This window comes from Lentilactobacillus hilgardii (genome assembly GCF_009832765.1).
GTDB classification, from domain to species: domain Bacteria; phylum Bacillota; class Bacilli; order Lactobacillales; family Lactobacillaceae; genus Lentilactobacillus; species Lentilactobacillus hilgardii.
In genome coordinates, this window is sequence record NZ_CP047121.1 from 612,050 (window position 1) to 635,056 (window position 23,007).

Annotated in this window: 39 protein-coding genes; all 39 read left to right on the forward strand. The window is 42.2% G+C overall.

Annotated elements, in window-relative coordinates:
• Nucleotides 1-15 precede the first annotated feature (15 nt).
• The gene (locus GQR93_RS02805) at nucleotides 16-750 is read left to right on the forward strand and encodes an antA/AntB antirepressor family protein (RefSeq protein WP_159298648.1); all 735 of its coding nucleotides are present in this window, start codon (nucleotides 16-18) and stop codon (nucleotides 748-750) included.
• 77 nt (nucleotides 751-827) lie between these two features.
• Entirely contained in the window at nucleotides 828-1,334 is a 507-nt protein-coding gene (locus GQR93_RS02810) for a hypothetical protein (protein WP_159298649.1), read from the forward strand.
• 3 nt (nucleotides 1,335-1,337) lie between these two features.
• Nucleotides 1,338-1,637, forward strand: a complete 300-nt coding sequence (locus GQR93_RS02815; protein ID WP_159298650.1) for a hypothetical protein — start codon at nucleotides 1,338-1,340, stop codon at nucleotides 1,635-1,637.
• Nucleotides 1,638-1,762: 125 nt separating this feature from the next.
• Nucleotides 1,763-1,921 carry a hypothetical protein gene (locus tag GQR93_RS02820; RefSeq protein ID WP_159298651.1) on the forward strand — a complete coding sequence of 53 codons (159 nt, stop codon included), beginning with the start codon at nucleotides 1,763-1,765 and terminating at the stop codon, nucleotides 1,919-1,921.
• Nucleotides 1,908-2,030, forward strand: a complete 123-nt coding sequence (locus GQR93_RS15545; RefSeq protein WP_263863845.1) for a hypothetical protein — start codon at nucleotides 1,908-1,910, stop codon at nucleotides 2,028-2,030. The genes GQR93_RS02820 and GQR93_RS15545 overlap by 14 nt, the downstream gene beginning before the upstream one ends.
• Nucleotides 2,002-2,190, forward strand: coding sequence for a hypothetical protein (locus tag GQR93_RS02825; RefSeq protein WP_159298652.1), 189 nt, complete (start codon nucleotides 2,002-2,004; stop codon nucleotides 2,188-2,190). Before GQR93_RS15545 ends, GQR93_RS02825 begins: the two co-directional genes overlap by 29 nt.
• Before the next feature lies 1 nt (nucleotide 2,191).
• On the forward strand, nucleotides 2,192-2,749 hold the full coding sequence (locus GQR93_RS02830) for a host-nuclease inhibitor Gam family protein (RefSeq protein ID WP_159298653.1): 558 nt from the start codon (nucleotides 2,192-2,194) through the stop codon (nucleotides 2,747-2,749).
• Nucleotides 2,746-3,453 (forward strand): ERF family protein, encoded by a 708-nt coding sequence (locus GQR93_RS02835; RefSeq protein ID WP_159298654.1) that lies wholly within the window; start codon nucleotides 2,746-2,748, stop codon nucleotides 3,451-3,453. The genes GQR93_RS02830 and GQR93_RS02835 overlap by 4 nt, the downstream gene beginning before the upstream one ends.
• Before the next feature lie 48 nt (nucleotides 3,454-3,501).
• Complete coding sequence (locus GQR93_RS15355; protein ID WP_225442043.1) at nucleotides 3,502-4,410, forward strand: hypothetical protein; 909 nt, start codon at nucleotides 3,502-3,504, stop codon at nucleotides 4,408-4,410.
• Complete coding sequence (locus tag GQR93_RS02845; protein ID WP_225442044.1) at nucleotides 4,407-5,678, forward strand: DnaB-like helicase C-terminal domain-containing protein; 1,272 nt, start codon at nucleotides 4,407-4,409, stop codon at nucleotides 5,676-5,678. The genes GQR93_RS15355 and GQR93_RS02845 overlap by 4 nt, the downstream gene beginning before the upstream one ends.
• Nucleotides 5,656-6,063 (forward strand): hypothetical protein, encoded by a 408-nt coding sequence (locus GQR93_RS02850; protein WP_159298655.1) that lies wholly within the window; start codon nucleotides 5,656-5,658, stop codon nucleotides 6,061-6,063. The genes GQR93_RS02845 and GQR93_RS02850 overlap by 23 nt, the downstream gene beginning before the upstream one ends.
• An 11-nt stretch (nucleotides 6,064-6,074) precedes the next feature.
• A complete protein-coding gene (locus tag GQR93_RS02855) occupies nucleotides 6,075-6,479 on the forward strand; it encodes a single-stranded DNA-binding protein (protein WP_159298656.1) in 405 nt (134 codons plus the stop codon).
• 15 nt (nucleotides 6,480-6,494) lie between these two features.
• Nucleotides 6,495-6,725, forward strand: a complete 231-nt coding sequence (locus tag GQR93_RS02860) for a hypothetical protein (protein ID WP_159298657.1) — start codon at nucleotides 6,495-6,497, stop codon at nucleotides 6,723-6,725.
• Entirely contained in the window at nucleotides 6,722-7,147 is a 426-nt protein-coding gene (locus GQR93_RS02865; RefSeq protein WP_159298658.1) for a DUF1064 domain-containing protein, read from the forward strand. Before GQR93_RS02860 ends, GQR93_RS02865 begins: the two co-directional genes overlap by 4 nt.
• Nucleotides 7,148-7,159: 12 nt before the next feature.
• Nucleotides 7,160-7,564, forward strand: coding sequence for a YopX family protein (locus GQR93_RS02870; protein WP_159298659.1), 405 nt, complete (start codon nucleotides 7,160-7,162; stop codon nucleotides 7,562-7,564).
• 173 nt (nucleotides 7,565-7,737) lie between these two features.
• Complete coding sequence (locus tag GQR93_RS02875; RefSeq protein ID WP_159298660.1) at nucleotides 7,738-8,253, forward strand: hypothetical protein; 516 nt, start codon at nucleotides 7,738-7,740, stop codon at nucleotides 8,251-8,253.
• Between the two features lie 92 nt (nucleotides 8,254-8,345).
• Nucleotides 8,346-8,810, forward strand: coding sequence for a hypothetical protein (locus GQR93_RS02880; RefSeq protein ID WP_159298661.1), 465 nt, complete (start codon nucleotides 8,346-8,348; stop codon nucleotides 8,808-8,810).
• A 511-nt stretch (nucleotides 8,811-9,321) separates the two neighbouring features.
• The gene (locus tag GQR93_RS15230) at nucleotides 9,322-9,480 is read left to right on the forward strand and encodes a hypothetical protein (RefSeq protein WP_202212592.1); all 159 of its coding nucleotides are present in this window, start codon (nucleotides 9,322-9,324) and stop codon (nucleotides 9,478-9,480) included.
• Between the two features lie 2 nt (nucleotides 9,481-9,482).
• Nucleotides 9,483-9,758, forward strand: coding sequence for a DUF2829 domain-containing protein (locus GQR93_RS02885; RefSeq protein ID WP_159298662.1), 276 nt, complete (start codon nucleotides 9,483-9,485; stop codon nucleotides 9,756-9,758).
• 66 nt (nucleotides 9,759-9,824) lie between these two features.
• Nucleotides 9,825-10,001: a hypothetical protein gene (locus tag GQR93_RS02890; protein ID WP_159298663.1), complete on the forward strand. Its 177-nt coding sequence runs from the start codon at nucleotides 9,825-9,827 to the stop codon at nucleotides 9,999-10,001.
• 111 nt (nucleotides 10,002-10,112) lie between these two features.
• Nucleotides 10,113-10,640 (forward strand): hypothetical protein, encoded by a 528-nt coding sequence (locus GQR93_RS02895; protein WP_159298664.1) that lies wholly within the window; start codon nucleotides 10,113-10,115, stop codon nucleotides 10,638-10,640.
• A 141-nt stretch (nucleotides 10,641-10,781) separates the two neighbouring features.
• Nucleotides 10,782-11,084, forward strand: coding sequence for a hypothetical protein (locus GQR93_RS02900; RefSeq protein ID WP_057864305.1), 303 nt, complete (start codon nucleotides 10,782-10,784; stop codon nucleotides 11,082-11,084).
• Nucleotides 11,085-11,173: 89 nt separating this feature from the next.
• Nucleotides 11,174-11,662 carry a terminase small subunit-like protein gene (locus GQR93_RS02905; protein ID WP_159298665.1) on the forward strand — a complete coding sequence of 163 codons (489 nt, stop codon included), beginning with the start codon at nucleotides 11,174-11,176 and terminating at the stop codon, nucleotides 11,660-11,662.
• Nucleotides 11,643-13,094 carry a phage terminase large subunit gene (gene terL / locus GQR93_RS02910; RefSeq protein ID WP_159298666.1) on the forward strand — a complete coding sequence of 484 codons (1,452 nt, stop codon included), beginning with the start codon at nucleotides 11,643-11,645 and terminating at the stop codon, nucleotides 13,092-13,094. Before GQR93_RS02905 ends, terL begins: the two co-directional genes overlap by 20 nt.
• A gap of 11 nt (nucleotides 13,095-13,105) precedes the next feature.
• Nucleotides 13,106-14,551 (forward strand): anti-CBASS protein Acb1 family protein, encoded by a 1,446-nt coding sequence (locus GQR93_RS02915; protein WP_159298667.1) that lies wholly within the window; start codon nucleotides 13,106-13,108, stop codon nucleotides 14,549-14,551.
• An 8-nt stretch (nucleotides 14,552-14,559) separates the two neighbouring features.
• On the forward strand, nucleotides 14,560-15,402 hold the full coding sequence (locus tag GQR93_RS02920; protein ID WP_159298668.1) for a phage minor head protein: 843 nt from the start codon (nucleotides 14,560-14,562) through the stop codon (nucleotides 15,400-15,402).
• 122 nt (nucleotides 15,403-15,524) lie between these two features.
• On the forward strand, nucleotides 15,525-16,025 hold the full coding sequence (locus GQR93_RS02925; protein WP_159298669.1) for a LysM peptidoglycan-binding domain-containing protein: 501 nt from the start codon (nucleotides 15,525-15,527) through the stop codon (nucleotides 16,023-16,025).
• Between the two features lie 12 nt (nucleotides 16,026-16,037).
• The gene (locus tag GQR93_RS02930) at nucleotides 16,038-17,192 is read left to right on the forward strand and encodes a DUF2213 domain-containing protein (protein WP_159298670.1); all 1,155 of its coding nucleotides are present in this window, start codon (nucleotides 16,038-16,040) and stop codon (nucleotides 17,190-17,192) included.
• Complete coding sequence (locus tag GQR93_RS02935; RefSeq protein WP_159298671.1) at nucleotides 17,192-17,698, forward strand: structural cement protein Gp24; 507 nt, start codon at nucleotides 17,192-17,194, stop codon at nucleotides 17,696-17,698. The genes GQR93_RS02930 and GQR93_RS02935 overlap by 1 nt, the downstream gene beginning before the upstream one ends.
• Before the next feature lie 63 nt (nucleotides 17,699-17,761).
• Nucleotides 17,762-18,649 (forward strand): encapsulin, encoded by an 888-nt coding sequence (locus GQR93_RS02940; protein ID WP_149315771.1) that lies wholly within the window; start codon nucleotides 17,762-17,764, stop codon nucleotides 18,647-18,649.
• 11 nt (nucleotides 18,650-18,660) lie between these two features.
• The gene (locus GQR93_RS02945; protein WP_159298672.1) at nucleotides 18,661-19,041 is read left to right on the forward strand and encodes a hypothetical protein; all 381 of its coding nucleotides are present in this window, start codon (nucleotides 18,661-18,663) and stop codon (nucleotides 19,039-19,041) included.
• Nucleotides 19,042-19,055: 14 nt separating this feature from the next.
• Nucleotides 19,056-19,436 carry a DUF4054 domain-containing protein gene (locus GQR93_RS02950; RefSeq protein ID WP_013728207.1) on the forward strand — a complete coding sequence of 127 codons (381 nt, stop codon included), beginning with the start codon at nucleotides 19,056-19,058 and terminating at the stop codon, nucleotides 19,434-19,436.
• Nucleotides 19,433-20,023: a hypothetical protein gene (locus GQR93_RS02955; RefSeq protein WP_013728206.1), complete on the forward strand. Its 591-nt coding sequence runs from the start codon at nucleotides 19,433-19,435 to the stop codon at nucleotides 20,021-20,023. Before GQR93_RS02950 ends, GQR93_RS02955 begins: the two co-directional genes overlap by 4 nt.
• Nucleotide 20,024: 1 nt before the next feature.
• A complete protein-coding gene (locus GQR93_RS02960) occupies nucleotides 20,025-20,405 on the forward strand; it encodes a hypothetical protein (RefSeq protein WP_159298673.1) in 381 nt (126 codons plus the stop codon).
• Nucleotides 20,389-20,871 carry a phage neck terminator protein gene (locus GQR93_RS02965; RefSeq protein WP_159298674.1) on the forward strand — a complete coding sequence of 161 codons (483 nt, stop codon included), beginning with the start codon at nucleotides 20,389-20,391 and terminating at the stop codon, nucleotides 20,869-20,871. The genes GQR93_RS02960 and GQR93_RS02965 overlap by 17 nt, the downstream gene beginning before the upstream one ends.
• Before the next feature lie 2 nt (nucleotides 20,872-20,873).
• On the forward strand, nucleotides 20,874-21,929 hold the full coding sequence (locus tag GQR93_RS02970) for a DUF3383 family protein (protein ID WP_159298675.1): 1,056 nt from the start codon (nucleotides 20,874-20,876) through the stop codon (nucleotides 21,927-21,929).
• 13 nt (nucleotides 21,930-21,942) lie between these two features.
• Nucleotides 21,943-22,359 (forward strand): phage structural protein, encoded by a 417-nt coding sequence (locus GQR93_RS02975; protein WP_149315764.1) that lies wholly within the window; start codon nucleotides 21,943-21,945, stop codon nucleotides 22,357-22,359.
• 81 nt (nucleotides 22,360-22,440) lie between these two features.
• Nucleotides 22,441-22,791 carry a hypothetical protein gene (locus GQR93_RS02980; RefSeq protein ID WP_013728201.1) on the forward strand — a complete coding sequence of 117 codons (351 nt, stop codon included), beginning with the start codon at nucleotides 22,441-22,443 and terminating at the stop codon, nucleotides 22,789-22,791.
• 34 nt (nucleotides 22,792-22,825) lie between these two features.
• Nucleotides 22,826-23,005, forward strand: coding sequence for a hypothetical protein (locus GQR93_RS02985; RefSeq protein WP_159298676.1), 180 nt, complete (start codon nucleotides 22,826-22,828; stop codon nucleotides 23,003-23,005).
• Nucleotides 23,006-23,007: the final 2 nt, after the last annotated feature.

The following is a 23,007-nucleotide window of genomic DNA, read 5'->3' on the forward strand; positions in this document are numbered from 1 at the left end:
TCAAGGAACGAAAGGATGATACAAATGAATGAACTAATTAAAACCTTTAAACAAAATGATGGTTCCGTTGCTGTGGATGGCCGTGACCTACATGACTTCTTAGAAGTTGAAACACCATACACCAAGTGGATTGATCGAATGATGGAATATGGATTTGCCGAAAACGTTGATTTTTCCGTGTTTGACAAAAATGTCCATGACGATACCGTCTTTGGTGGAATTCGAAAAATAAAAGATCACGCCTTAACTTTGGACATGGCGAAAGAGTTATCCATGATTCAAAGAACGGACAGAGGCAAGCAAGCTCGACAATATTTCATTGCTATGGAGAAGAGAGCCAAGGCAAAACAACAATTACCACAAACACCCGAAGAAAAGATTATGTTACTACTTCAAAACGCCAATGAAGACAATAAGAAGATCAATCAAATTGACAACCGAGTTAAGGATTTGGAACATAATAAGCCTTTAACTCCTGGAGAGTATAACTACATTTCTCATGCTGTCGGTGGGGCTGTTAATACCTATGTTCAAACACATCACTTAATCTTGACTGCTAAGCAACGCGGCAAGCTTTACAAAGATATCAACGGTGGCATTAAACAGATTGCGGGAATCCAAACACGAGCTCAGCTTCGCGAAAAGGATTTTGAGAACGTTGATAGGTATATCCGTAACTGGGTACCGTCAACTGCAACCATCCTGATTATCAAGCAATTAAGCGAACCAGTTGCTAGCAACGAAGGCTAACTTCTAGCCTTGATTGTATTGTACTTTGACAAATTGGAAATTAATTATCGGCTATTTGCCGATTGGAGATGATGGGTATGTATAAAGAAGCAGTGCAACTAGATTTAGCTTTAAAAAGTTCCAAATTTAAATCACCACTAACTAAGTTGGCACATGAAATTCCTGCCAGCAAAGCTTCAATTAGTCGTTGGCGTCAAGGATTACGCAAGATGGACAACGATACGTTAAAACGAACTGCCAAGTTTGTTGATGATTGGTTTTACAAGTATTCAGCTGCTCGAGCTGATTACGGCATTTTATCATTTTTTAAAAGCAATCGATTACGTGAGGGATTGTTTGCAGCAGTGGTAAATCAAAAGCATCAGGAAGCTGATCGTCAAAAGATCCAAGATGTCGCTTTTGAAAGTGCGGCGGTGCCACCGGCAAAGCGCACCGAGCAGGACTGGAAGAACCTGGACGCTTTCAGCAAGGAGTTTCCCGAAGAAATCGGCGCTGATATTACGGAGCTTCTTGAATGGTGTCGATACACTGATAACGATCCCAAGCAATTAATTGCCCAATTCAACAAACAGTTAGGAGGCTAAAAGATGGAAGCAACATTTGCTCAGCATATTGACGATATTGCTCGTCAAGAAATTAAACACGCTATCGATAACTCGTCAACCATTAATGACTACTTTTTGCTTGATAGATATACAGCGGCTAAAAAATTATCGATGAAAGACGGATATTTTTATAAGTATATTTATGGAACCCCTGAGGAAAGATCGGTTCGACGCTATCCGGTTGATCCCCGGACAGGGAAAGCTTCTGACAAGCCTTATTATCGTCCGGAAGAATTGAAACGAGCAATCGGCATGATATCCAGACGATGGGAGATGAAATAAATATGGTTTACGAATTGGGAAAGTTCATCGTATACGGATGCTTGTATTTTGGCTTCTTTGCCGGATGCTACTTAGCATATCTGATGGTCAAGAACCCCAGTGAGTGGTTCAAATAGGAGGGCGTTATGAAAAATATGTATAAAAAAAGCATCGGACAAGTGGATTTGTCTGATGCGACTAAAGAGAAATTGTTTGTATGCCAAAACATTCTATACATCAAGTATAGACCGACACAGACATTTCTGCAACGACTGTTAGGGGGCATGAAGCATGTATCCAGATAGTCCAAAAGAAGATGCCTATTACGACGAATTAGCTGATGAGTATGAAACTGGTACAGACAAAGAACTGGAGGAGCTTAAGTATGAATATCAAGCTGGCGAATGGGATTAAAGCAGTCAAATATGCACGCTTGCGGGTTGCCGGATTGGAACGAGCTTATGACCAAGAAAGCAATCCGAAAGTTAAAAGAGCACTGCTGACTTGCCTCAGAAAAGAAAAAGATAAACTAAGTGATTACGAAGTTACCGGACATTATGAGGAGGTTGAGTGATATGGATGCTTTAGAGAAATCAGATCTGGATAATGAACCAGAACAAACTGAAAAACCTAAATTTGAAGTTCATGATCTAAGTTCAGCTACATGGGTAATGCGTAAGTTACGTGATTTCGATGACCAAGATGCTGAAGTTAAGCAAGTGGCTAAAGAACAAATCGAGGACATCGAAAAATGGCAACAGAAAGAACTCGACAAGAATGAATCAAGTCGCGAGTACATGCAAGGATTGCTATCCGATTATTTGCATGAGTTACGTCAAAGTGATAAGAAAGCTAAGATCTCAACACCTTATGGGACGGTTTCAACCCGCAAACAACGGGAGGGCGTCAACTGGCCAAACGATAAGAAGCTAATCCAAAGTTTAACTGATCAAGGGTTAACCGATTTTCTCAAACCAAACCCGAAGCCGGATAAGGAAGCTATCAAGAAGAACTTCCACTTTGTCGGTGATCACTACATCAGTGATGACGGGGTGATTTTGGAAGGCCCAACCATCAAGCCGGCTACCGAAAAGACAACCTTCAAATTTAACGATAAGGGGGTAATGTTATGAAAATGAGCGATTCAATTAAGAACCTTGCCGCTGCCATGTATGCCTTTAGAAAGGCGGTTAAGCAGCCTAAGAAGGACAAAGAGAATCCCTTCTTTAAATCTACTTATGTTGCTTTGGAAGGCGTTCAGAAAGCAATTGACGATGCTTTACCAGATGGCTTGAGTTACACACAAGCCTTAATTACTGAGGATGGCAAAGTTGGTATTGCCACGATTATCTTACACAAGAGTGGGGAATTTATAGCCTTTGAGCCATCGTACGTACCAGTTAAGAAAAATGATCCCCAAGGTTACGGTTCTGCTGAAACCTACGCCCGTCGATATTCGTTATCCGCTGCCTTTGGAATTTCCAGTGACCTTGATGATGACGGCAATGCTGCCAGCCAGGGGCAGTATAAACCATCAAACCGATCTAATCGCTCAACCAACGCACGGAAACCGGCACAGGCAACTTCACCAAAGGCGGCAACTAAAGTGCAAACTGACGAAATCAAGAAGCTTATGGAAGATGTTAGTCAACATTCAAATCAAGATTTAAAAGTCGTTGCTAAAAACGCAATGGCTAAGGCAAAGGTTAAGAGCTTCAAGAATATCTCGGCACAAGATGCTGGCTATCTAAAAAAGGAACTTAACACGGAGTTGATGGAGATTCAGCAAGCCAACGAAAAAGATTCTGATGCAGCATTTGCAGGCTTGGATAGTTAATCAGTTTTAGCGGTGGGTGGGTAGGAATATAAGAAAGGAGGCCACGTCGTGAATTATCTGTTACAGATTCGAGCTTTTGATGATTACCGGATGTATGAAACGAAGTTGTCAAGTGGGCAAGTCTCATTGTGGTACACATTGATGTCCATCAATAACAAAGCACACTGGCAAGAGTGGTTCACAGCCGCTAATGTCGTGCTTGAACGACTGTCAGGTTTATCACGATCGGGGATTGTTAAGAATCGGAATGTCTTAAAACAATTAGGACTAATCGACTTCCAATCTAATGGTCGTAAGGCTACCTCCTATCGAGTATGTGTACTTTATACGTCAAATAGTACACAACAGAGTGTACAAAGCAGTACACAAGGGAGTACACAACGGAGTGTACAAGACAGTGCACAACGGAGTAGCGCATTAATTAAACAAAACAAAACTAAACAAAAACCTCTTCGTCAAAAACGTGCTAAACACGTTTATGACCCAGACAGTGATTACTACAAACTAGCTGAGTTCTTTATCAAAGAGATTCGGGAAAATAAGACTGATTTCAAAGAGCCAAATCTTCAAACGTGGAGTGACGATTTTCGAAAGCTGGTTGAGATTGACAAACGCGATAAGCATCAAGTGGCGTTGTTAATCAAATGGGTCCAGCATGATTCCTTCTGGGCACCAAACGTTTTATCACCGAGTAAGCTTAGAAAAAAGTTTGATCAACTAGCAATGAAAATGAGCCAAGACCCCGCTAACCCAACCTCTGAACCACCGGTTTCTAAAAAGCCGGTTTACTCGGATGGTGAACAACGATCAATTGATATCATGCAGGCGTTTAGTACGCATGATCATGATGCCGAGAAAGCGACACGAGTGCTACAAGCTAAGTACCCGGATATCGTACAGGAGGAAGTTGAACGACAAGTTTATCCCGAAAAGTTTCGAAAGGAGGATGTCTTTTGAACTCACGAAATAAGATGCCGGATATCGAAAAAAAGGCTATTCACATCATGATTGAGCATCCAGACGTGGTGCTAAGTACCAACGTTGAAGAGAAATGGTTCAGCAACAATCATTTGCGAGAATTGGCCAGTTTCATCAACTACTGGTTTGGTCGATATACCAATGCGGACGAGATTCGGGCCCAATTTTGTGAAACGCCGTTTGGTAAAAGAATGGATTGCGAAGCTCTCTTTGCTTACTTGTCTAAAATACCGGATCCATACGATTATCCGGCGGTGTTTAAAACACTGCGGGCGGATTATTACAAGCGAAGTTTGCAATCTTCAGCGGCTAACATCGTAAAAGAGCCGTGTGAATTTACGGTTAACCACTTGTGGGGCATTTACCAGGAAGCCAATCAAACCGACAATAACGCCACGTTTGATAAGCAACAAGTAACCGATGAGTTGCTACGAGATTTGGATGAACCGGTGAAAAGTTGGATCAAGACTTTTCCCAAATTTGATCGTTTGCTTGGTGGCGGTTTAGGTTCGGATCAACTCTTGATCGTTGGTGCTAGACCGTCAGTCGGTAAAACTTCATTTGCGTTAAATCTTGCGCTGAATGCGATGCTGGACAACCAAAATTTGACGGTTGAATTATTTTCGTTAGAAATGAGCGCTAAGCAGAACATGCGCCGCCTTAACTCAATGGTGTCCCAAATCCCATTGAATGACTGGAAAAATCCAGCGGTCCGCATGAATGATCAGCAAAAGGCCAAAGCCAGATCCACAATTCAAACGATTGCCGGATTAAATTTTCTATGCAACGACAATATCACCAACATTGAGCAGATTGCCCATGTCATCCAACAGCACGCCACAAGGTACGGTGCTACGAATTATTTGCCGATTGTTGATCATATTCAGCTAGTTGAATCCGATGACTTTAAACTCGATCCCCGACACGCACTAGAAAAAGTATCGCGCCGGCTTAAGCAATTAACCCAGGAACTGCATATTCCTTTGATCGCATTGAGTCAGTTAAATCGGGCTGTCGATTCACGACAAAGCAAAGAACCGTATTTAAGCGACTTACGGGAAACCGGATCAATCGAACAAGATGCCAACATCGTGGCTTTCCTTTGGTGTGACGAGGACGGTTCACCGGTCTTAAATTGTTCGGTTAAAAAGAACCGGGACGGTGAATTGGGAACGGTCAAGCTCTATTTCGAACGAGACACGCAACGAATGGTCGAGGTGAAAAATGGTGACTACCAAACAGCTTAATCAACAGGAATTAGAAAAAATCTTTCGTGAACAAAAGTTGCACGTCACGGCGGCTGTGAATGCTTATTTAGACATTGCTCGTCAGTGTGCCGATCGGGTCCGAATCTTGAAAAAGACGCCTGGATTTGAGAAGCAGGTTGATAAATTTGAGGATCTCAAACAGAAATTCATGTGGAAAGCACTTAAAACGGCGATGGTTGAGAAAGAGCAGCACTGGCGATTTATCGAAGATGTCGATTACTTTAAGGACCGGTTGAGGCAAAAATACAATGACCTGGACTTTGTAACGGATTTAGATGATCTACGGGCATTGTTGGAAGTAACGCGGCTTGAAAATATTCAACAATTTATAAAAGATAACGTTGCCATTGAGCAATTTATCTAGGAGGTAAGATAATGCGACAAATGCAGATCAGTGGGCGCTTAACCCGTGATCCAGAAATAAAAGATGGTAAGTATCAAATGGCTAAGTTCTCACTGGCAGTGCGTCAGAATCGTAAAAATGAACAGGGCGATTACGGAGTAGATTATGTTAACTGCACGGTATTTGGTAAACGTGCTTCTACGATTCAGCAATATTTCCATAAGGCCAATCAAGTGACAGTGGCTGGCGAATGGTCGTTAAACACCTGGACTGGGCGTGATAATCGTGAACATACTCAGCTTCAGTTGGCTGTAAATGATTTTGATTTACCTGAGTTTCGTAATGAATCAACAGCAAAGCAGACAAACAGTAAAAATGATCCTTTTGATAAAAATGGTGATGCGTTGGACATATCAGATGACGATTTACCGTTTTAGAAAGGGGATTAAATCATGGATTGGCGAGTAATTGATATTACGACCGGTAAGATTTTAGCCGTTGGCAAATTTAAATCAGAAGCGAATCAAAAATTGTTAGAGCGACAGGAACGGGGCGAACTTGGCAAAGTTCCTTATGGTAAAACTTATCAGCATCCAGTGTTATTTATCCACGGACGATTGACGGCCACCGAAGCGGCATCAATCCGCTTTGCACAATCACGCAAGATGAAGGTGAGCAAATGACAAACTATCCCACAGGTGTCCAAGAGCCACCTGGGTCGGCAATTAAATTGCCAAGAAAGGGCAATAAGTTCAACGCCCACAAAATGAGTATTGATGGTCACCGATTTGATAGCAAGGCCGAGGGTGCGTACTACCTGCACTTGAAGAACTTGAAATTGGATTTTAAAATCCATGAGAAGTTTGAGACCTTACCAAGTTTCGATCTACAAAATCCTAGGAAGCATGTCCGTGGTTGCACCTATACGCCAGATTTCAGCATATACGAACACGGTAATTTGGTCAGCGTGGTGGATGTGAAAGGCGGTCGTGCAACGTTAACCAGAGCGTCTGTCTTGCGTATGAAGATGTTCATGGCTAAGTATCAGATACCGGTGGTAATCGCCGAGTACGACGCTAAGAACGGCATATTTGAGGAATATTAGGGAGGAAGACAAATGAGCAGAGAGATTAAGTTCAGAGCTTGGGATAAACATGAAAAGCGTATGCTGGACGTTTATCGTATTAGTTTTGATGGACCAATTGAGGGTGCACAAGTTCATTGCTATTTGGATGACCGGGGGGGTAAAGGGTCAACGGAATATTCTTATGATGGTGATGGTTTAATCTTGGAACAATTTACGGGATTGAAAGATAAAAATGGCAAAGATATTTACGAGGGCGATTTATTAAAATTTAAAATTCTTTTTAGTGATGATGATTATGAGGTAGGCCAAGTTATATGGTCAAATCAAGATGCTGGATTTGTTTTAAAATGTTTTAATTTATGGAAGGTCGCCTTAAGAGCGGAGATCGTAGGTAACATTCATGAGAACACAGAATTGTTGGAGGCAGACCAATGAAAAGGTTTGATAAACAATCTCTGTTTATCTGTCCATATGTAATTGCATGTGGCCCGAATTGTTTACTTGACGCTTTTTAAAAAGATAGATAGCTAAATGAACGTTTCAGAATTTGGAGGAAAAATAAAAAAGCTGCTTCCTGAGCCGCTTAGGATCGTTAAGGGGGAATTAAAATGATTAACCGTCCCAAAGTAACTGATACACTTAGTAAATTAGTTGAGAAACGTCTTAACTCTCAAAAGATGTATTGGAGTCCAGAAGTAGACTTTGACAAAGGAACACCAAAATATAAGAGAATCGATTATGTGGGGTTTAAGCCATATACTCCTGATTATGAGGTAGAAGCAACAAGCGTTGAGCTAGGAGATTTTGTTTGCTATGAAGTTAAATCATGTATGCAAGACTTTGAATCTGGAAACGGGTTGACTTTTTATGGCGATCATAATTATTTGGTTTGCACATTAGAACTTGCGGAACAATTGCAAAATGAGATCAAAATTCCTAGTCAAATAAATGGAGTTCTTGTCCCAAACAAGTCTTTAACATCTCTCTATCTTAAATTCAATTTTGGAATTAATCCGGAATCTCATAGAAGAAGAACGGCTTCCGAAATGCTTTGGGAAATTGTTAAGTCGCATGATCGATTAAAAAGATTAGATAAAGAGGCACTAAATTTGAAGGAAAAATAAAAAAGCTCCCGTTTCCGGAAGCCGAGGTGATGTTAGTATTCTGACGAATTCATTATAACATCAACTAAGGTGACAATAAAGGAGTTGCGGAGATGGACAGTGTCTTTGGCTTATTGGATAGAAAGCAAACAATAAAAAATGCTAAACAATTTTTGTGTGAGTATCAGGATTGGCAACTTGAAGCGGCGAGATTCAGTTTCTCCCTGCAGTCGCCGATGATGGACGGTATGCCAAAGGCACAGTCAGATCCAAGACATACCCGGCAGGAAGATAAAATGATTAAACAAGCCACCGCTAAGATGGAATGTGAGCTACGTTTGAAGACTATTCAACTCATGAGCTCGATTGATGATCAGAATGCCTTTTTAGCCGACCTATTGGAGTATCGATTCATTAATCATTACACCGTAAAAAAGTGCTGTGAACGCTTAGCAGAAAAGTATGATTTAAACTATCTGCCTGAGCGTACATATAACGATTATCAGAAACAAGCCTTATGGGTGTTTGCGATAGTTTGTCCGCGTGACACATTACGAGCAAAAAAAGTTCGCCGATAATCTGCCGACTTTCTGCCGACAATCTGCCGATGTTCTGCCGAAAAAATGCAAAAATAGGGGTTATATTGGTATTGTGGAATTTGTTAAAAAGAGTTTCACCCTTCTGGATTTAGATGTGTGACTGTAACGTATACGTACGAAGAGGGCGGACAGCTTACCGTGCAGGGTTCGATTCCCTGCCAGTCACGTTGTGCTTTAACGAGCACATCCTCCAAAATATAAAATATTCAAGTGGACTGCCACCTGGCGGTTAGTTGTGAGTCCGATTCTCACAGGCAGTTTTAAACTCACAGATGATTTATTTTATCGAAAATATAGTTAAGTACTCGAGATTCTCTGTTTCTGTTAACGCAATCTGTGAGTGTGACCGGTGCGTGGAAAACGCCGGCTTTTATTTTGTACATAGAAAGCAAGGAGGTGGCAATGTGGCCACGTTAATTATTTTAATCCTGGTCATGTTGTTGCCGGCTGGGATCGCTGAATATGGCCGTTATAGGGGCTGGTGGTACTGATGAGTGATCGTAGACATCCATATACACCCATGAAGCAAACCAGCTATGGCTATACTTCCAATGAAGAAATAAAGATAGATAAACAACTGGATAAAGATTTAAAGAAGCGTCTTCGCAAAGAGGGCGCTTTTAATTTGAAGAAAAAGGGGAATAAATAACTATGGATTTTGGCGAAGCATTAGAAGCGTTGCATCATGGTAAAAAGGTTGCTCGTGAAGGTTGGAATGGTAAAGGACAATTTATTTTTCAAATGTTAAGTACTCAATTAGCACGCACAGTTGAAGATTACTTTGAGTTCCGTGATTGGAATTTAACACCTTATAAAGGTCTCATTGTGTCGGATACATTTGTTATCGTTACTAAAAAAAATATTCAGGTCGGTTGGTTAGCAAGTCAAACAGACATGTTAGCCAACGACTGGGAGATTGTTAAATGAGCAAACACAACAAGCATATAAAAAGTGGGAAAACATTGAATACGACATTTAAGGAGAAGTCTTGCCATGACAAATACAGCAGGTTTTAGCCGGATGAAGGCTCGTAAGCAAAAGCTAGAAGATCATTACGACATTTCTATTGATGCATGTGGAAATGCGGTGAAGGTCAAAAAAGCAATTAAACAGGCTAGACAAAAAACGGTAGAGAGAATTGCGGAGGAGTTTGGATCATTCAATGAGTAAGCATAATAAACACACGAAGAGTCATAAAAAATCCAAAATCAAGGATCGAAAACGAAAAGCATTACAGGCGCGGAAATTGAACGAACTTAAACTGAAGGAGAAAAAGTTTAAATGACATACGTTAATTCTGTTACGAAGACCGAAGCAAATGGATTGTTAGAAGTAATCAACCACGGGGATGCACGGGTTAAACTACCACGGCATTTTCAACACATTGTTAGTTATGCTCACGATGCTCACTGGGGCGACTCAAAAGTTTACGAGTTTAACAACGGATTGTACTTACAAGACGTAAAGAACGATGGCAAAACGTTTTATGACCCTTTAATTGACGGAAACAACGATTACCAACCAAATACTTTGCAGATTCATCTTAACAATCATCAACGATATTTAGTTGAAGACTTAAATATCGCTGGTGGGAAGAACGGCTCGGAATTAGGCCGAATTATCGCAGACCAGGACATTAAACGCAAGTACGTGACAATTAAGAATCTTGATCGTGGGTATATCAAATCAATTAAAAAGCATGAAAAAAACATCACTGTTATTAAGATGTTTGACGGCTCGGAAATTCGTTTGTTTAGTATCCCGTCAATGCACGGTGTTGCTCATATTGAGGATGAATTTTGGAACTAAAAGGCCAAAACAAAAGAGACTCTTAACTAATTTCTAGCTAAGAGCCTCAGGCCTTAAAGCCTATCTATTTACTAGATCATGCTATATGCACAACCGGTACTAAATACCTGTAATTTAATTGTATCACGAAGGAGAGAAATAATGACTAATCGGGAGAATGCAGATTTTAATAAGATTGTTGACGAACTATCAAAACTAAAGCCTGAAGTATCTAAGATGATTATGAGCGATAAGGTTACTAATTCCGCCATTCAGCAAGAGTTAAAAGATGGGGATATTGACCAAGAAATTCGCAACCATGCGGAAATTATGACCAAAGCATATGACAATTTCTCAAATGTGCCATTGATTGGTAGTAATTATGATTACCTGATCTTTATCATGCTAAAAGAGGTTTGGGGAGACATCCCTATCCCATACGGCTCAGATAATTTTATAAAATAGTTTTGGAACTCACATTGTGGGTCCTTTTTTGTAGTTTGAAAATAAACGATAATACCTAATTTTGCTCAAAACAAGAGGTGAAATCACAAATGGCTAATACTGGAAAATCACATCGAAAATACTGGCTATCTGGTGATGGCATTTCGATTATTTCGTCTATGGCTCGTGACGGGATGACCAGTGAAGAAATTGCGAAAAAAATAGGCATCGCACCATCGACCTTCTATAAGTGGATGCACGAAAATCAAGATTTATCGGAGGCAGTCATGGCAAACAAGGAGATGGCGGATCGAACGGTTGAAGCTGCCCTTTATCAGCTTGCTACCGGATTCGACTATTACGAAGACAAGGTGAGTGCTAGCGGTAAGCGATTGAAGAATGTTGTGCAGCACGAGTCGCCAAACATTGCAGCAATTAAGATGTGGCTTAACAATCGGCAGCCTAAGAAGTGGCGCGATAAGCGTGAAATTGAGTTGTCTGGTCGCGTTGATTCGTCTTTTGACAACTTGGGTACAGACGAGTTGATTAAGCATTTAGAAAAGCTGGAAGGTGATAAAGATGGCTTGGAACCTAAATAACCCAAAAGAACAGGCGGAATATGGCATTGAGTTGGCACTAGCGCGGCGCAAATATGAGTATTACTTTACTTTGTCCCATGAGAATCGCTATAAACTCTATCCGCACGTTAAACTGATCTGTTCTTATCTACAACGGATTATCAACGGCGAGAAGCTGTTTCTATGCGTTGAGATGCCACCACGTCACGGCAAGTCAGCCAGCATTACTGAAACATTTCCGAGCTACTACTTGATGAAGAACCCTGATAAGGAAGTTATGATGGCGGCCTATTCGGAAGATTTATATACTAAGTTTGGCCGTAAGAATCGTGATAAATTCATGGTTTACGCCCCGCAAATGTTTAGCCTACAGCTCTCGCAACAAACCAGTTCTGTATCTGATTGGGGTGTTAAGGGGCATTCTGGTGGAATGTATTCGACTTCAATTCTATCTGGTGCAACTGGTCGTGGCGCTGATCTACTTATTATTGACGACCCGATTAAGAACGCACAAGAAGCGATGTCAAAAACAATTCGTGACAAAATCTGGGAAGAATGGCAGTCAACCTTTTCAACTCGGTTGCATGCGGATTCTTCTTGTATCGTGATTATGACCAGGTGGAGCGACGATGATTTAATTGGCCGTTTGCTGAAACAGAGAGCGAGACCTTGGATTGAATTAAAGTTGCCGGCAGTATGTACTGAATCAGATGATTTATTAGGTCGTGAAATTGGCGACACACTCGCACCACAGAAGCCATTAAGCTATGACAAAGCCTGGGCTGAACAAACGAAGAAGAGTGTTGGCGCTCGAACATGGGCGGCGCTTTATCAACAAAATCCCATCCCTGAAGGCGGTGGCGTGTTTAAACCGGATTGGCTTCGTTACTACGTACCAAACGAACAAATTAAACATCAATTAGGATTAGACGAGAGTGTGGCGATTTTGCCACGCTTTTTAGATACACAAGTACAATCTTGGGATGCAACTTTCAAAAGCAAAGAAAATGATGATTATGTAGCCGGTCAAGTCTGGGGTGCACGTGGTGCTGATCGTTATCTATTGCATCGTGAACATGCACGTATGGACTTTACACAAACGCTGAATGCTATTCGACGAGTAACCAAGATGTACCCGAAAGCTTCACGGAAGTTTATTGAAGACAAAGCAAACGGGCCAGCCATTATCAACACGCTTCAGCATGAGATTGGTGGCATTATTCCGGTTGAACCGCAAGGTGGCAAGGAAGTGCGAGCATATGCCGTTACTGCACAGTTCGAGGCCGGTAATATCTACATCCCTCATCCGGCTTGGCGACCTGAGATTGACGATTATATTACTGAGCTAACGAGCTTCCCAACCGCAGCCCACGACGATGAAGTTGATAGTACGACGCAAGGACTAACGTACATGGAGAAGTCTAATAATCTATTTGCGAGATATGGAATGTGAGGTGACGCAGTGTGGCAAACAAACGCATTAAAAAGAAACAAGCGAGCAAAGATTCGCTAGACGAGAAAGTAAAAATTGTCGACAGTATGGCCGATGATCATAGTGCCTCGGCAAAGAGCTACAGCAATCTTGTGCCACATGGCAGTTATCGGGAACTAGATGATAATCAAATCCAACAGCTTGACCACGATAACCACGTTGCTCATATGGTAATTACAATGCCTGCAACCGATATGACGCGGAATGGCTGGGAGTTTACCTCTGACAATGAAGACCTGGACGATTTAATAAACCAGAAGCTCAAAGACTTGAATAGTCAGAACGTCTTTGCAAAATTCCTTAGTGATCGCCTGAAGTGGGGCGATTCATTTATTGCCATCGGTGGCATTGAGGGTCAGAAAAATGATGATTCAGAAGAGCCACTTGACACTGATAATCTATTAGACGTTCAGTACATTCAACCGTTTGATAGACGGATTGTAGGCAACATTATTACTAACCTTTGGCCATTTAGTCCAACCTATGGTAAAGAAGCCAATATCCAAGTTACGGTAGGCAATTCAGTCTACGATCTGGAAAACAACACACAAACTGAGAATGGCTTAATGAAGACCATTGACGCTTCACGGTACATGCATGCTGAATATGGGCGTGATGAGGGCGACAATCAAGGGCATTCGCTGTTTGAAACAATCTTTGATGCATTGAAGCTGGTTGATACGGCTAACTGGTCAGTCGGTCAGATTATGAATGATTTATCATTTAAAACCTATTCATCGAATTCAATTGATACAGCTAGTGCGGACCCCAAAAAGTTGGCTAAATTATCCGGTATGATGAACTACCAGTTTACTACCGAATCACTGGCTTTGATTGGTCAGAATGATGAGGTTGCCAAAGTTGGTACGCAATTGACTGGCGTTGATTCACTAATTAGCTTTATGTGGGACAACTTATCGGCAGCGACTAACATTCCTAAAACGGTTCTCTTAGGTCAACAGTCAGGAAAGGTATCTGGTACACAGACCGATGTGCAGAACTACTATTCCTATATCAAGTCGCAACAAGAGAATGTTCTACGACCATTTCTGGAACGTTTAATTCGACTATTGTTGAGAGCTAAGAACGTAGGCAATGTTGATCCAGATAGTATCAACTGGGAGCTTAACTTCAATCCACTTTGGGAACAAGATTCACAGACGAATGCACAAACATCCCTGGCAAAAGCGCAAGGGTTATCAGCCTTAGTTCAATGTGGTGCTTTGAGCCCAGAGGAAGCTCATGACGCATTCCTGGATACCGATAAGAATAATGCCCAGAATGCGTTCACGGGCGATTCTGCGGATGATATTAAGCCCTTTGAACAGCTAACTGATAGTGAGAAGAATGAGCTGGTTAAAAAGTACAACGGTGAAACTGCTAAGCATCAAAACTGGTTTAAGAGGCTATTTAAGTAGGTGACGGCATGGCTAAACTGATCAAAATACCCAAGGAATTGTTACCGCACATTGTGCCAACACGGTTCTGCTTTGGATTAGAGACACGCTATCACAAGTACATGGACAGCTTGCTGAAGCAATGGTTTAAACGAGCTGACCAATTGTGGCGATATACGATTATCCCGATTTACAAACAATCAGCCATTTATCAAGACGACGACACTAACGATAGTGTTGCCGACCAGCTTAAAGCAGCTATGCAGTATTTAGAGAACCAATTAGAATCCGGACTTAATGATATTACTTTAGAAGCTTGGGTTAGAGAGTTTATTAAAGACGTTGATAAGTGGAGTTATAACGGGCTGAAAGTTCAAATGGGGCCGCAATCCATTGACCCGATATCATCAGACAGGTTTTTAAGGCAATATACGCAAAGCAAGATTGCGGAGAATGTTAGTCGCATTACGACCTTACATGATCAATACGCCCAACAAGTAGAATCAACCGTTTTTAATGGCGTCACCAAAGGGCAAGGAACGGGCGAAATTGCTAAGGAGATTGCCAAAATTGATGACGCAACCAGCGCTCACGCCCATTTAATCGCTCGTGATCAGACTGGAAGTATTCTCGGCCAAATCAACGCACATCGTCAGCAAGAAGCTGGTGCCAATTATTATATCTGGCAGTCAATGGAAGACGCCCGTGTGCGTGATTTGCATCAATTGCTTGACCAAAGTTTACAAAGATATGGCGACCCTGCTGGCGGTGATAATGGCATGGTGCCAGGAGAACCAATCCAATGCCGATGCGTTGCATTACCGGTATTTGCCGACCAACTTCATGAATATCAAGCACAAGGATTAATTTAATAGTGGCTAGGCAGAGACCGCAATGTGGTGCAAGCCCACATAGTCACATTACTAGGGATAAGGCGTTCAGAAATGAGCGCCTTTTTTGATGCCTAGCAAAACTAGAAAAAGGGGATTTTATTATGGCACAAGACAGTAGTTCAAGCAGTGATGCAACAACTAGCTCAGTTAGTTCTGCATCAAGTAGTTCAGCACCAACCAGTTCCAGTGCTTCATACGCTGCTTCCACTTATCCAAGCAGCTCTGCATCAAGTACTCTAGCTAAAAGTGATGCGCCTACTAATTCAGCACCGGCTAGTTCATCAGCTGTTTCTCCAGTTGATGAGGTATACTCCGAAGATCCAACGGTACGTGCGCAGCAAGTAGCCTCACACTATGGCAACTTGAAGTTGACTAATCAGCAGAAGAATTTCTGGCTGAACCATCCTAACCAGTGCACTTACTACGAAGATGCAACTTACCAAGTTCAAGAAGGTGAGTCAATTGCCGATGTTGCCAATCACTTCGAACGTGGCTCTGAACAGTTGCGTTGGTACAACGGCATTGGCAAGTATCGTAAGATTCAACCTGGTCAGGTTATTTATTCACCAAACCGTTACTTCATGGTTCCACTCGGCGAATAGAAGGTGGCAGATTTGAAGACTGTTACCAGATATGACCGAATGGCAATCATGGATTCGGCGATTGACGACGATGGTTTTCTGAATATCACCGCTTGTCCAATCGCTAAACCAGGTGTGTTCCCATATCGCTTTTCTGACGGCTCTGAACTGATGGAAGCCAAGCTCCCTGATGATATCTTTTCGCCGGAAACTGTTCAGTCTGCTAACTCAAAGCCCATTACGAACGATCATCCCAGCGAAACAGTTAAGCCTGCTAACTATAAAAAATATGCCGTAGGAATGACGCACAATGATGCGCAGAGTGATGGTAGACATCTGAAGGTGTCTATGACGGTGGCCGATCAGAAGACGCTTGACCAGATTCGAGACGGCAAACATGAGTTGTCTATTGGCTTTTTAGCCAATGTTGATGATAACCCGGGCGAATACCAAGGAACGCGATATGATGCGGCACAAAAGAATATCAAGATCAACCACATTGCGATTGTTGATCGGGGCAGAGCCGGACATGATGTCAATTTGTTTGGTGATTCTGCCGAAATGGTTTTAGACAAACACAAATCGAATGGAGGGAATCAAATGACCAAGTTAATGCTGGATTCAGGCGACACTGTTGAGCTTGAATCAGATGCAGCAGACAAAGTTCAAGCTCAGATTAAGGCTTATAAGCAACAGATTACCGATGCTAAAGAGCAAGCCAAACAGAGCAAGGAAACCGCTGAAGAGACTGAAAAGAAGCTCAAGTCTGCTAAGGACGACAAAGAAAAGGCTGAAAGTGAAGCTACTAAAGCCAATGCTGAAAAGGATGCTGAAAAAGCTAAGGCTAAGAAAGCCAAACAAGATGCCGCTGATAGCATTCAAGAAGCCGTAAAGAACCGTTTAGCGCTCGAAAAGAAAGCTAAGAAGGTTTTAGGCGACTCTTACGAGTTTGAGAGTAAAGATGATAAGCAGATCAAGGTTGATGCGATCAAGAAGTTGAACGATAGCTTCGATGAGAAAGATAAAGATGATATTTATATCAACACCTATTTCGACGCTATGCAGGACATCGCAGAAAATACCGGCTTTGATAACGCTGGTGGCGAATTCCACAAGGATAGCGCCAATGAAAAGAAGCCCGGAAACAACCTCGATTTGTATGATAAGAAATTCGGAGGTGAAAAGTAATGCCTAATTTTATTCCTCAAGGTACCGGCTATGTCTCTGGTCCATTAGGTGCCGGAACAATTGCTACTAACCAACCTTATGTTGTTAATACTGACCATGCAGCCGATGTAGTTCCATTCGGCATTGCGGTAACTAAGACTAACAACGTGATTGCACCGGCTGCTAACGGCACTGGTGTTTATGGCGTGGTACTTAATCGATATTACATTCAAAGCTGGGATTCACGAGATGTCGAACAATGGGATGCCAAAGATGAGATTCCGGTAATGCGTTCTGGTGCGGTTACTGTTCAGATTAGCGCTGATGTAAAAGCTGGCGATCCGGCTACGGTTGGTAATGGTGGTGTATTCAAAACTGCCGCTGCTGGTGATACGGTTATCGGTCAATTCTTGGACGATGGCAAATTCAATGCCTCATCTGTTTCCAAGACGGACTTCGGTCAAGTATCAACCGCTCCCGTTCAGCTTAATTTAGGTGCTCCATACGCTACTCCAGCGAGTAAGTGATGCCACCGTTGGAAATGCAGTAGTTGGTAAAGCTACGGCTCAATAGAAAGGAATGATAACAGCATGGCAAACTCTCATGTAATGCTAGAAGCTCGCGATTTGAAGGCGATTGATAAAACTATCTATCAAGCACCTCAACAATCGCTTCTGGCTCGAAGCTTAATTAAGCCTTATACGGATATCCCTCAAGGCGCAACATCATATCGTTACTACGTAGCTAGAAGCTTTGGTCAAGCAAAACTTCTGGAAGAACGTTCTAATGACATCCCGATGGTTGACACTGATATGACACCAGTCGACAGCTCAATCTTTCGGATTGAAGTTGGTGCTACTTGGACGGATGAAGAACTTAAGCAAGCACATTTAGCTGGCTTAACACCCAATGTAACCAAGATTGCAACTGCTGCACGGGCAATCGCTGAGAAAGAAAATTCAATCTGCTTTCTTGGTGATCAAACCAAAGGTATTAACGGATTATTTAACTCACCTGACAGTACGGTTACTACAAATACTGATGGCCCATTTTCAGCAATCACTGATTCTGCAGCCATTGTAGAAGTGCTTCGTAAAGCACGTAAAACACTGACGTTGATCAACGGTTTCTCAAATATCAAACCAGTTCTGGGCTTAGCTCCTGATGCTTATGAAGAACTTAATCGTCGCTACAGTGATTACGATTCACGTTCAATCATGGCAGTCGTTCAAGCAAACGGCTGGTTCTCAAGCATCGTTTCAATTCCTGAACTTAAGGGTGCTGGCGCTGGTGGCAAGGATTCTTTGATTATCTTTGATAATCAGCCAGATACCGTTCAGATTGCGATTGCTGACCCAATGAGTCGCTCACAAGAAGAGATTGTCAACTTCTGGACTCACCGGATTGCTTTGTACGAACGATTAGGCGGCATTATTCTTCGTCGCCCTTATTTGGTAAACCGTGTCGATAATGTTTAGGAGGCGCTATTTTGGTCAAAGTTGAAAACAAAACTCAATTTAACCGAGTAATTAATGGTGTCATGGTCAAACGAGGGTTGAATGACCTGCTTCAAAAAGATTTCAACAAGGTCAAAAAAGCCCTTGCTGATCCGCTCATTAAACCACTAGTAGCAGACGGACAATTAGTCATTGAAGACGTTCAACAAAGCACTAAGACTACACCAGCAACCAATGTGTCGACCTCTGCGCCAATTGAAACCCCTGATGTGGCAAACATGAATGTTGCGGATGCTACTAATGCAATTAGAACGATTTCAGATGAAAGTGTTTTAGAAGCACTATTAAAATCCGAAACCACCAGTGCAAATCGTAAAGGCGTTGTAGATGCTATCAAAGCAAAACTAAAGTAAGGGGGATGAGCTGGATGGCAAATTACACGACTATTGATGCCGTTAAAAACTCGGCTCCTGATACGTTTGAGGATGTTGCCGAAGCCACCATTCAGCAATACATCTCTGATGCGCATATCAAAGTGACTCATGATGGCTTCTCAACTACCGATACTGATATTCTGGAGATGGCAGAACGCTATTTAACCATCCACAAGTACATTGTTGGTACCTCTTCAACGTTAGTTTCTGCTGAAAAAGTTGGGCCAATTCAGGTTACTTACTTTAAGGCTGGTTCACAGGACTGGTTAAAGTGGCTGCAACTAACGACCTGGGGAGCTGATTATTATCGCTTATGGTCGCTATATGGTGACAACGGTATGCCACGTATCAGTTTGGCGGTGTTACCACAATGAGTTATAACCATCTGGAAAAAGGCATTCCTGAACTAAAGAAGCTGATGCATCGGGAGTTGTTCGTAGGTGTTCTGTCAGAGGAAGGCGGAAATTTGGCAATGATTGCCCATGTACTGGAATTTGGTGCACATATCAAGCCGATTAACAGTAAGTATCTGACTATCCCGAGTGAACACGTGCCACGTGGCAAAAGCGCTAAGGATTATGACAACTTACATCTTAGGACAAGAGGCAATGGTAAAGGTATTCTGGTCGATGATTCGGGGCAAGTAATGTTCTATTTGGTCAAGGAAGTCATAATTCCACCTCGACATTACTTTACTGAGACTTATGACAAACGGTTTAATGCTTGGACTAAAGAATATCGCAACCAAATCCATGAGATTGTCATGAGTCGCCAAACGGCTGAGGGTTGTATGCATCATATGGGCAACATCGTTGTAGCAGACATTCGAAAAGCAATCATAGGATGGAAAACGCCTCACAATGCGCCAGCCACAAAGGCTCGCAAGCATGGTGTTGATAATCCCCTGGTCGATACTGGCCGGTTAGCTCAATCAATTATCTATGAAGTAAGGAAGTTCTAATATGCGTTTAAAAATGGGTAGCATCGTCAAGAAAATGGGTGTGCCAATTCAAATTTATAGTGCTGACGGTGATAAGGGTGCGTCTAGCGGCGGCTTTAAAACGCATCAGTTAATTACTGATAGAACGCCTGACCTTGAAGCCAAATGGGCACTCGTACCAGTTGGGACTTTTGCTGTTATGACTTACCAACGAAATACTGGTACTGATTTGGATCTTGACATGGAACTAGTCGGTACCAAGTTTTTCCCTAAAGATTCTGTGGTTGTGGATGTCCGAACGGGAATGAAATATCTCATTAAATCAATTACAGATTTTCAGGGATATTCCGATATCGTGATTTATGAATTGAAGGTAAGTGATAAAGATGAGCCAAACATTTAGCCATCTGGATTTTATGAATCGCATTATTGCGGTGATTAAAGATGCGACTGGATTAGAAACCACCTATGGCAATAGCAATGATAAACGACCGCCGTTTCCGTACTTTGCCATTGTCCCGTTTAACTCACATCAGTTAGCCACCATTGACGTGGTTGAAAATGAACTGTTCTTTACCGGAGCCCAAATTGAATCGCACGCCCAATCGCCTTATGAAGCTCAAGATAATCTTGAAGCTGTTCGTAAGGCGATTTATCGTCCTGACGTATTAATTGAGTTTAGTAAAGCCAACATGCGTCCCTACAAACTGGATTCGGTGGTAGACAACACAGTTCTAGCGAATCAAACCCAAGATTACAATTTTCTATTTACAGTGACTTACATCGTTCGCGACGACTACACGGTTGCCGATCAATATAAGCCGCAAATTACTCAAACAAATATCAAAGAAAACAAGGAGCGTGATTAATAATGGCAACTACGTTAGTGCCACAAATTGCTGATGTTGTTATCAATATTCAAGAAATCATTCCCGTACCCAATGTTGGTTATGGAAATCTGCTAATTATGACTGAGCAAGCCGCTACGGGCTATACCGCACCCACTGGGGCAATTGCATCAGTTACGGGTGGCAATTATAAAGAATATACATCCCTTGACGAGGTAGCGACTGACTATGATGAATCTTCAGCCACATATGCCAAAGCCAAGGGTTATTTTGACCAAACAGAACACGGTAATTACCTCATGATCGTTTCATATCCATCAGGCAAGGCATCTGATACCTTGGCTGATTTCTTCTGGAACGGCTGGTATTTTGCTGTGCTTGATAAATTTGACGCTAATACGGCAACTGAATTAGCCAATATGTTTGAAACCAATGCCGGTAAATTCCTACTTCTACAAGTTGAGGATTACACCACGTTAGCTACTTTGGGTTCCCAAAATTACACGATTGGCCTTCAGCATCCGGCAAATGAACCATTGGATGCTGGTCTAGTTGGTACGGTTGCATCCATGACGGTTGGTTCACAAACTTGGAAGTTCAAGAATGTGGCTGGCATCACACCACAGAAGTACAACAACTCGCAATTTCAGGCGATGAAAAAAGCCCATGTGATTGTGTACTTTACCACTACTGGTAGTTCCGTTGGTGAGACTTCTGAAGGCTTCACGCTATCCGGTGAGTACATCGATAACCTGCACGGTGAAATTTGGGTCAAAGTTGAGATGCGTAACCGAATCCAAGCCCGCTTACAAGACCCCAAGAATGGCAAAGTTTCTTATGACAAAGTGGGAATTGACACGCTGGAACAGATCGTTCGGGATGTCCTTAATGACGCCTGGAATAACGGCATTATTCTAACCGGCGCTGACGGCAAAGGTGCTTATGATACTAGTTTCAGCACCCGTGAGCAACAGTCACAAACTGACATTTTGGCACGTGCTTATAACGGCGGGACATTCTGGTATACCCGTTCCGGCGCTATCCATACTGTCACAATTAACGGCTCGGTAATGAACTAAGGAGGGATACAACATGGATAACAGTGATAACAGCGGTTTGATGAGCATTTACAATGCTAAAAATGTATCAATTATCGTCGATGGTATTTCTCTTTTCGGGTTCCAAGCCGGTGACATGGTTAGCTGGACGCAAGCAGAAGATAACGTCAACTTGGTTATTGATGCTCAAGGAACTGGTACAGGTTCTGAGTCCAACGATAAGCACGGCACTGTGACGGTGCATTTGTCACAAGCTTCTCCAAAAATGAAAGATCTAAACGACTTGCTGGCAGCATCGAAGTACTTCTCATTTACTGCCAAATCGGATAATGAAATGATTGAATCAAAGCATAGTTGGGTAACTAAAGCGCCTGATGGTTCATTCTCAAACACTTTAACTGCCCGTGATTGGGGATTAACGTGTGTTAACCTTGGCTATTCGGTAATCTAAGTTACTCAAAAAGGGCTGCTACTTCGGTAGTGGTCCTTTTGGGTACATACAAATATTAAAAAATAAATGGAGGAATTTCTCATGACTGAAACTACAAAGAAAACTGCAACTAACGATGTAAAGGCTCGTTTACGACAACATAAATTCACTTTCAAAAGTGCACCACTCAAGCCTGACGGCTCGGTGGATGAAGAGAACGAAAAAGAAATTTCTGTAACCGAACAATTTCCTGGCCGTCGCCAGGCGGTTGCCATTCTTGATGACTCACGTGGCTCCGCTGGTGTGATTCGGGAAAGTAACTTCTTGGATGCGGTCTTTGACAAAACCAGCAACATCTTGATCTCACCGCAAACTTTGAACTGGGATTACTTCGATACCCATACCGGTTTGGGAGACTTCTATATAGAAACGGTTTCCTTTCTTCAAAACTAGTTTTGGCGAAGCAAATACTTTTCTAGCAGAGAAGATGGCGCAAGAAGACGAGACATACTGGTACATTAACGAGGCGCTGGGTGTCGATATTAACGAATTAAGAGAAGCAACCGCAACAGAGCTGGAGTACTACATTAAACTGGCCGATTTGCACTACAAGCGATTGCAAAACGTAACCGCCGGTGGTGTAAACACCGGTCTTTTTGGTAAATAAAG

Coding starts and splice junctions, on each gene's coding strand:
- GQR93_RS02860 (WP_159298657.1), top strand. CDS start 6,495: ATGGATTGGCGAGTAATTGATATTACGACCGGTAAGATTTTAGCCGTT.
- GQR93_RS02955 (WP_013728206.1), top strand. CDS start 19,433: ATGAGTTATAACCATCTGGAAAAAGGCATTCCTGAACTAAAGAAGCTG.
- GQR93_RS02980 (WP_013728201.1), top strand. CDS start 22,441: ATGACTGAAACTACAAAGAAAACTGCAACTAACGATGTAAAGGCTCGT.
- GQR93_RS02805 (WP_159298648.1), top strand. CDS start 16: ATGATACAAATGAATGAACTAATTAAAACCTTTAAACAAAATGATGGT.
- terL (WP_159298666.1), top strand. CDS start 11,643: ATGGCTTGGAACCTAAATAACCCAAAAGAACAGGCGGAATATGGCATT.
- GQR93_RS02885 (WP_159298662.1), top strand. CDS start 9,483: ATGGATTTTGGCGAAGCATTAGAAGCGTTGCATCATGGTAAAAAGGTT.
- GQR93_RS02870 (WP_159298659.1), top strand. CDS start 7,160: ATGAGCAGAGAGATTAAGTTCAGAGCTTGGGATAAACATGAAAAGCGT.
- GQR93_RS02855 (WP_159298656.1), top strand. CDS start 6,075: ATGCGACAAATGCAGATCAGTGGGCGCTTAACCCGTGATCCAGAAATA.
- GQR93_RS02895 (WP_159298664.1), top strand. CDS start 10,113: ATGACATACGTTAATTCTGTTACGAAGACCGAAGCAAATGGATTGTTA.
- GQR93_RS02920 (WP_159298668.1), top strand. CDS start 14,560: ATGGCTAAACTGATCAAAATACCCAAGGAATTGTTACCGCACATTGTG.
- GQR93_RS02820 (WP_159298651.1), top strand. CDS start 1,763: ATGAAAAATATGTATAAAAAAAGCATCGGACAAGTGGATTTGTCTGAT.
- GQR93_RS02875 (WP_159298660.1), top strand. CDS start 7,738: ATGATTAACCGTCCCAAAGTAACTGATACACTTAGTAAATTAGTTGAG.
- GQR93_RS02900 (WP_057864305.1), top strand. CDS start 10,782: ATGACTAATCGGGAGAATGCAGATTTTAATAAGATTGTTGACGAACTA.
- GQR93_RS02925 (WP_159298669.1), top strand. CDS start 15,525: ATGGCACAAGACAGTAGTTCAAGCAGTGATGCAACAACTAGCTCAGTT.
- GQR93_RS02835 (WP_159298654.1), top strand. CDS start 2,746: ATGAAAATGAGCGATTCAATTAAGAACCTTGCCGCTGCCATGTATGCC.
- GQR93_RS02965 (WP_159298674.1), top strand. CDS start 20,389: ATGAGCCAAACATTTAGCCATCTGGATTTTATGAATCGCATTATTGCG.
- GQR93_RS02975 (WP_149315764.1), top strand. CDS start 21,943: ATGGATAACAGTGATAACAGCGGTTTGATGAGCATTTACAATGCTAAA.
- GQR93_RS02985 (WP_159298676.1), top strand. CDS start 22,826: ATGGCGCAAGAAGACGAGACATACTGGTACATTAACGAGGCGCTGGGT.
- GQR93_RS02940 (WP_149315771.1), top strand. CDS start 17,762: ATGGCAAACTCTCATGTAATGCTAGAAGCTCGCGATTTGAAGGCGATT.
- GQR93_RS02960 (WP_159298673.1), top strand. CDS start 20,025: ATGCGTTTAAAAATGGGTAGCATCGTCAAGAAAATGGGTGTGCCAATT.
- GQR93_RS02970 (WP_159298675.1), top strand. CDS start 20,874: ATGGCAACTACGTTAGTGCCACAAATTGCTGATGTTGTTATCAATATT.
- GQR93_RS02810 (WP_159298649.1), top strand. CDS start 828: ATGTATAAAGAAGCAGTGCAACTAGATTTAGCTTTAAAAAGTTCCAAA.
- GQR93_RS02950 (WP_013728207.1), top strand. CDS start 19,056: ATGGCAAATTACACGACTATTGATGCCGTTAAAAACTCGGCTCCTGAT.
- GQR93_RS02830 (WP_159298653.1), top strand. CDS start 2,192: ATGGATGCTTTAGAGAAATCAGATCTGGATAATGAACCAGAACAAACT.
- GQR93_RS02850 (WP_159298655.1), top strand. CDS start 5,656: ATGGTGACTACCAAACAGCTTAATCAACAGGAATTAGAAAAAATCTTT.
- GQR93_RS15230 (WP_202212592.1), top strand. CDS start 9,322: ATGAGTGATCGTAGACATCCATATACACCCATGAAGCAAACCAGCTAT.
- GQR93_RS15545 (WP_263863845.1), top strand. CDS start 1,908: ATGTATCCAGATAGTCCAAAAGAAGATGCCTATTACGACGAATTAGCT.
- GQR93_RS02865 (WP_159298658.1), top strand. CDS start 6,722: ATGACAAACTATCCCACAGGTGTCCAAGAGCCACCTGGGTCGGCAATT.
- GQR93_RS02880 (WP_159298661.1), top strand. CDS start 8,346: ATGGACAGTGTCTTTGGCTTATTGGATAGAAAGCAAACAATAAAAAAT.
- GQR93_RS02935 (WP_159298671.1), top strand. CDS start 17,192: ATGCCTAATTTTATTCCTCAAGGTACCGGCTATGTCTCTGGTCCATTA.
- GQR93_RS02815 (WP_159298650.1), top strand. CDS start 1,338: ATGGAAGCAACATTTGCTCAGCATATTGACGATATTGCTCGTCAAGAA.
- GQR93_RS02905 (WP_159298665.1), top strand. CDS start 11,174: ATGGCTAATACTGGAAAATCACATCGAAAATACTGGCTATCTGGTGAT.
- GQR93_RS02825 (WP_159298652.1), top strand. CDS start 2,002: ATGAATATCAAGCTGGCGAATGGGATTAAAGCAGTCAAATATGCACGC.
- GQR93_RS02890 (WP_159298663.1), top strand. CDS start 9,825: ATGACAAATACAGCAGGTTTTAGCCGGATGAAGGCTCGTAAGCAAAAG.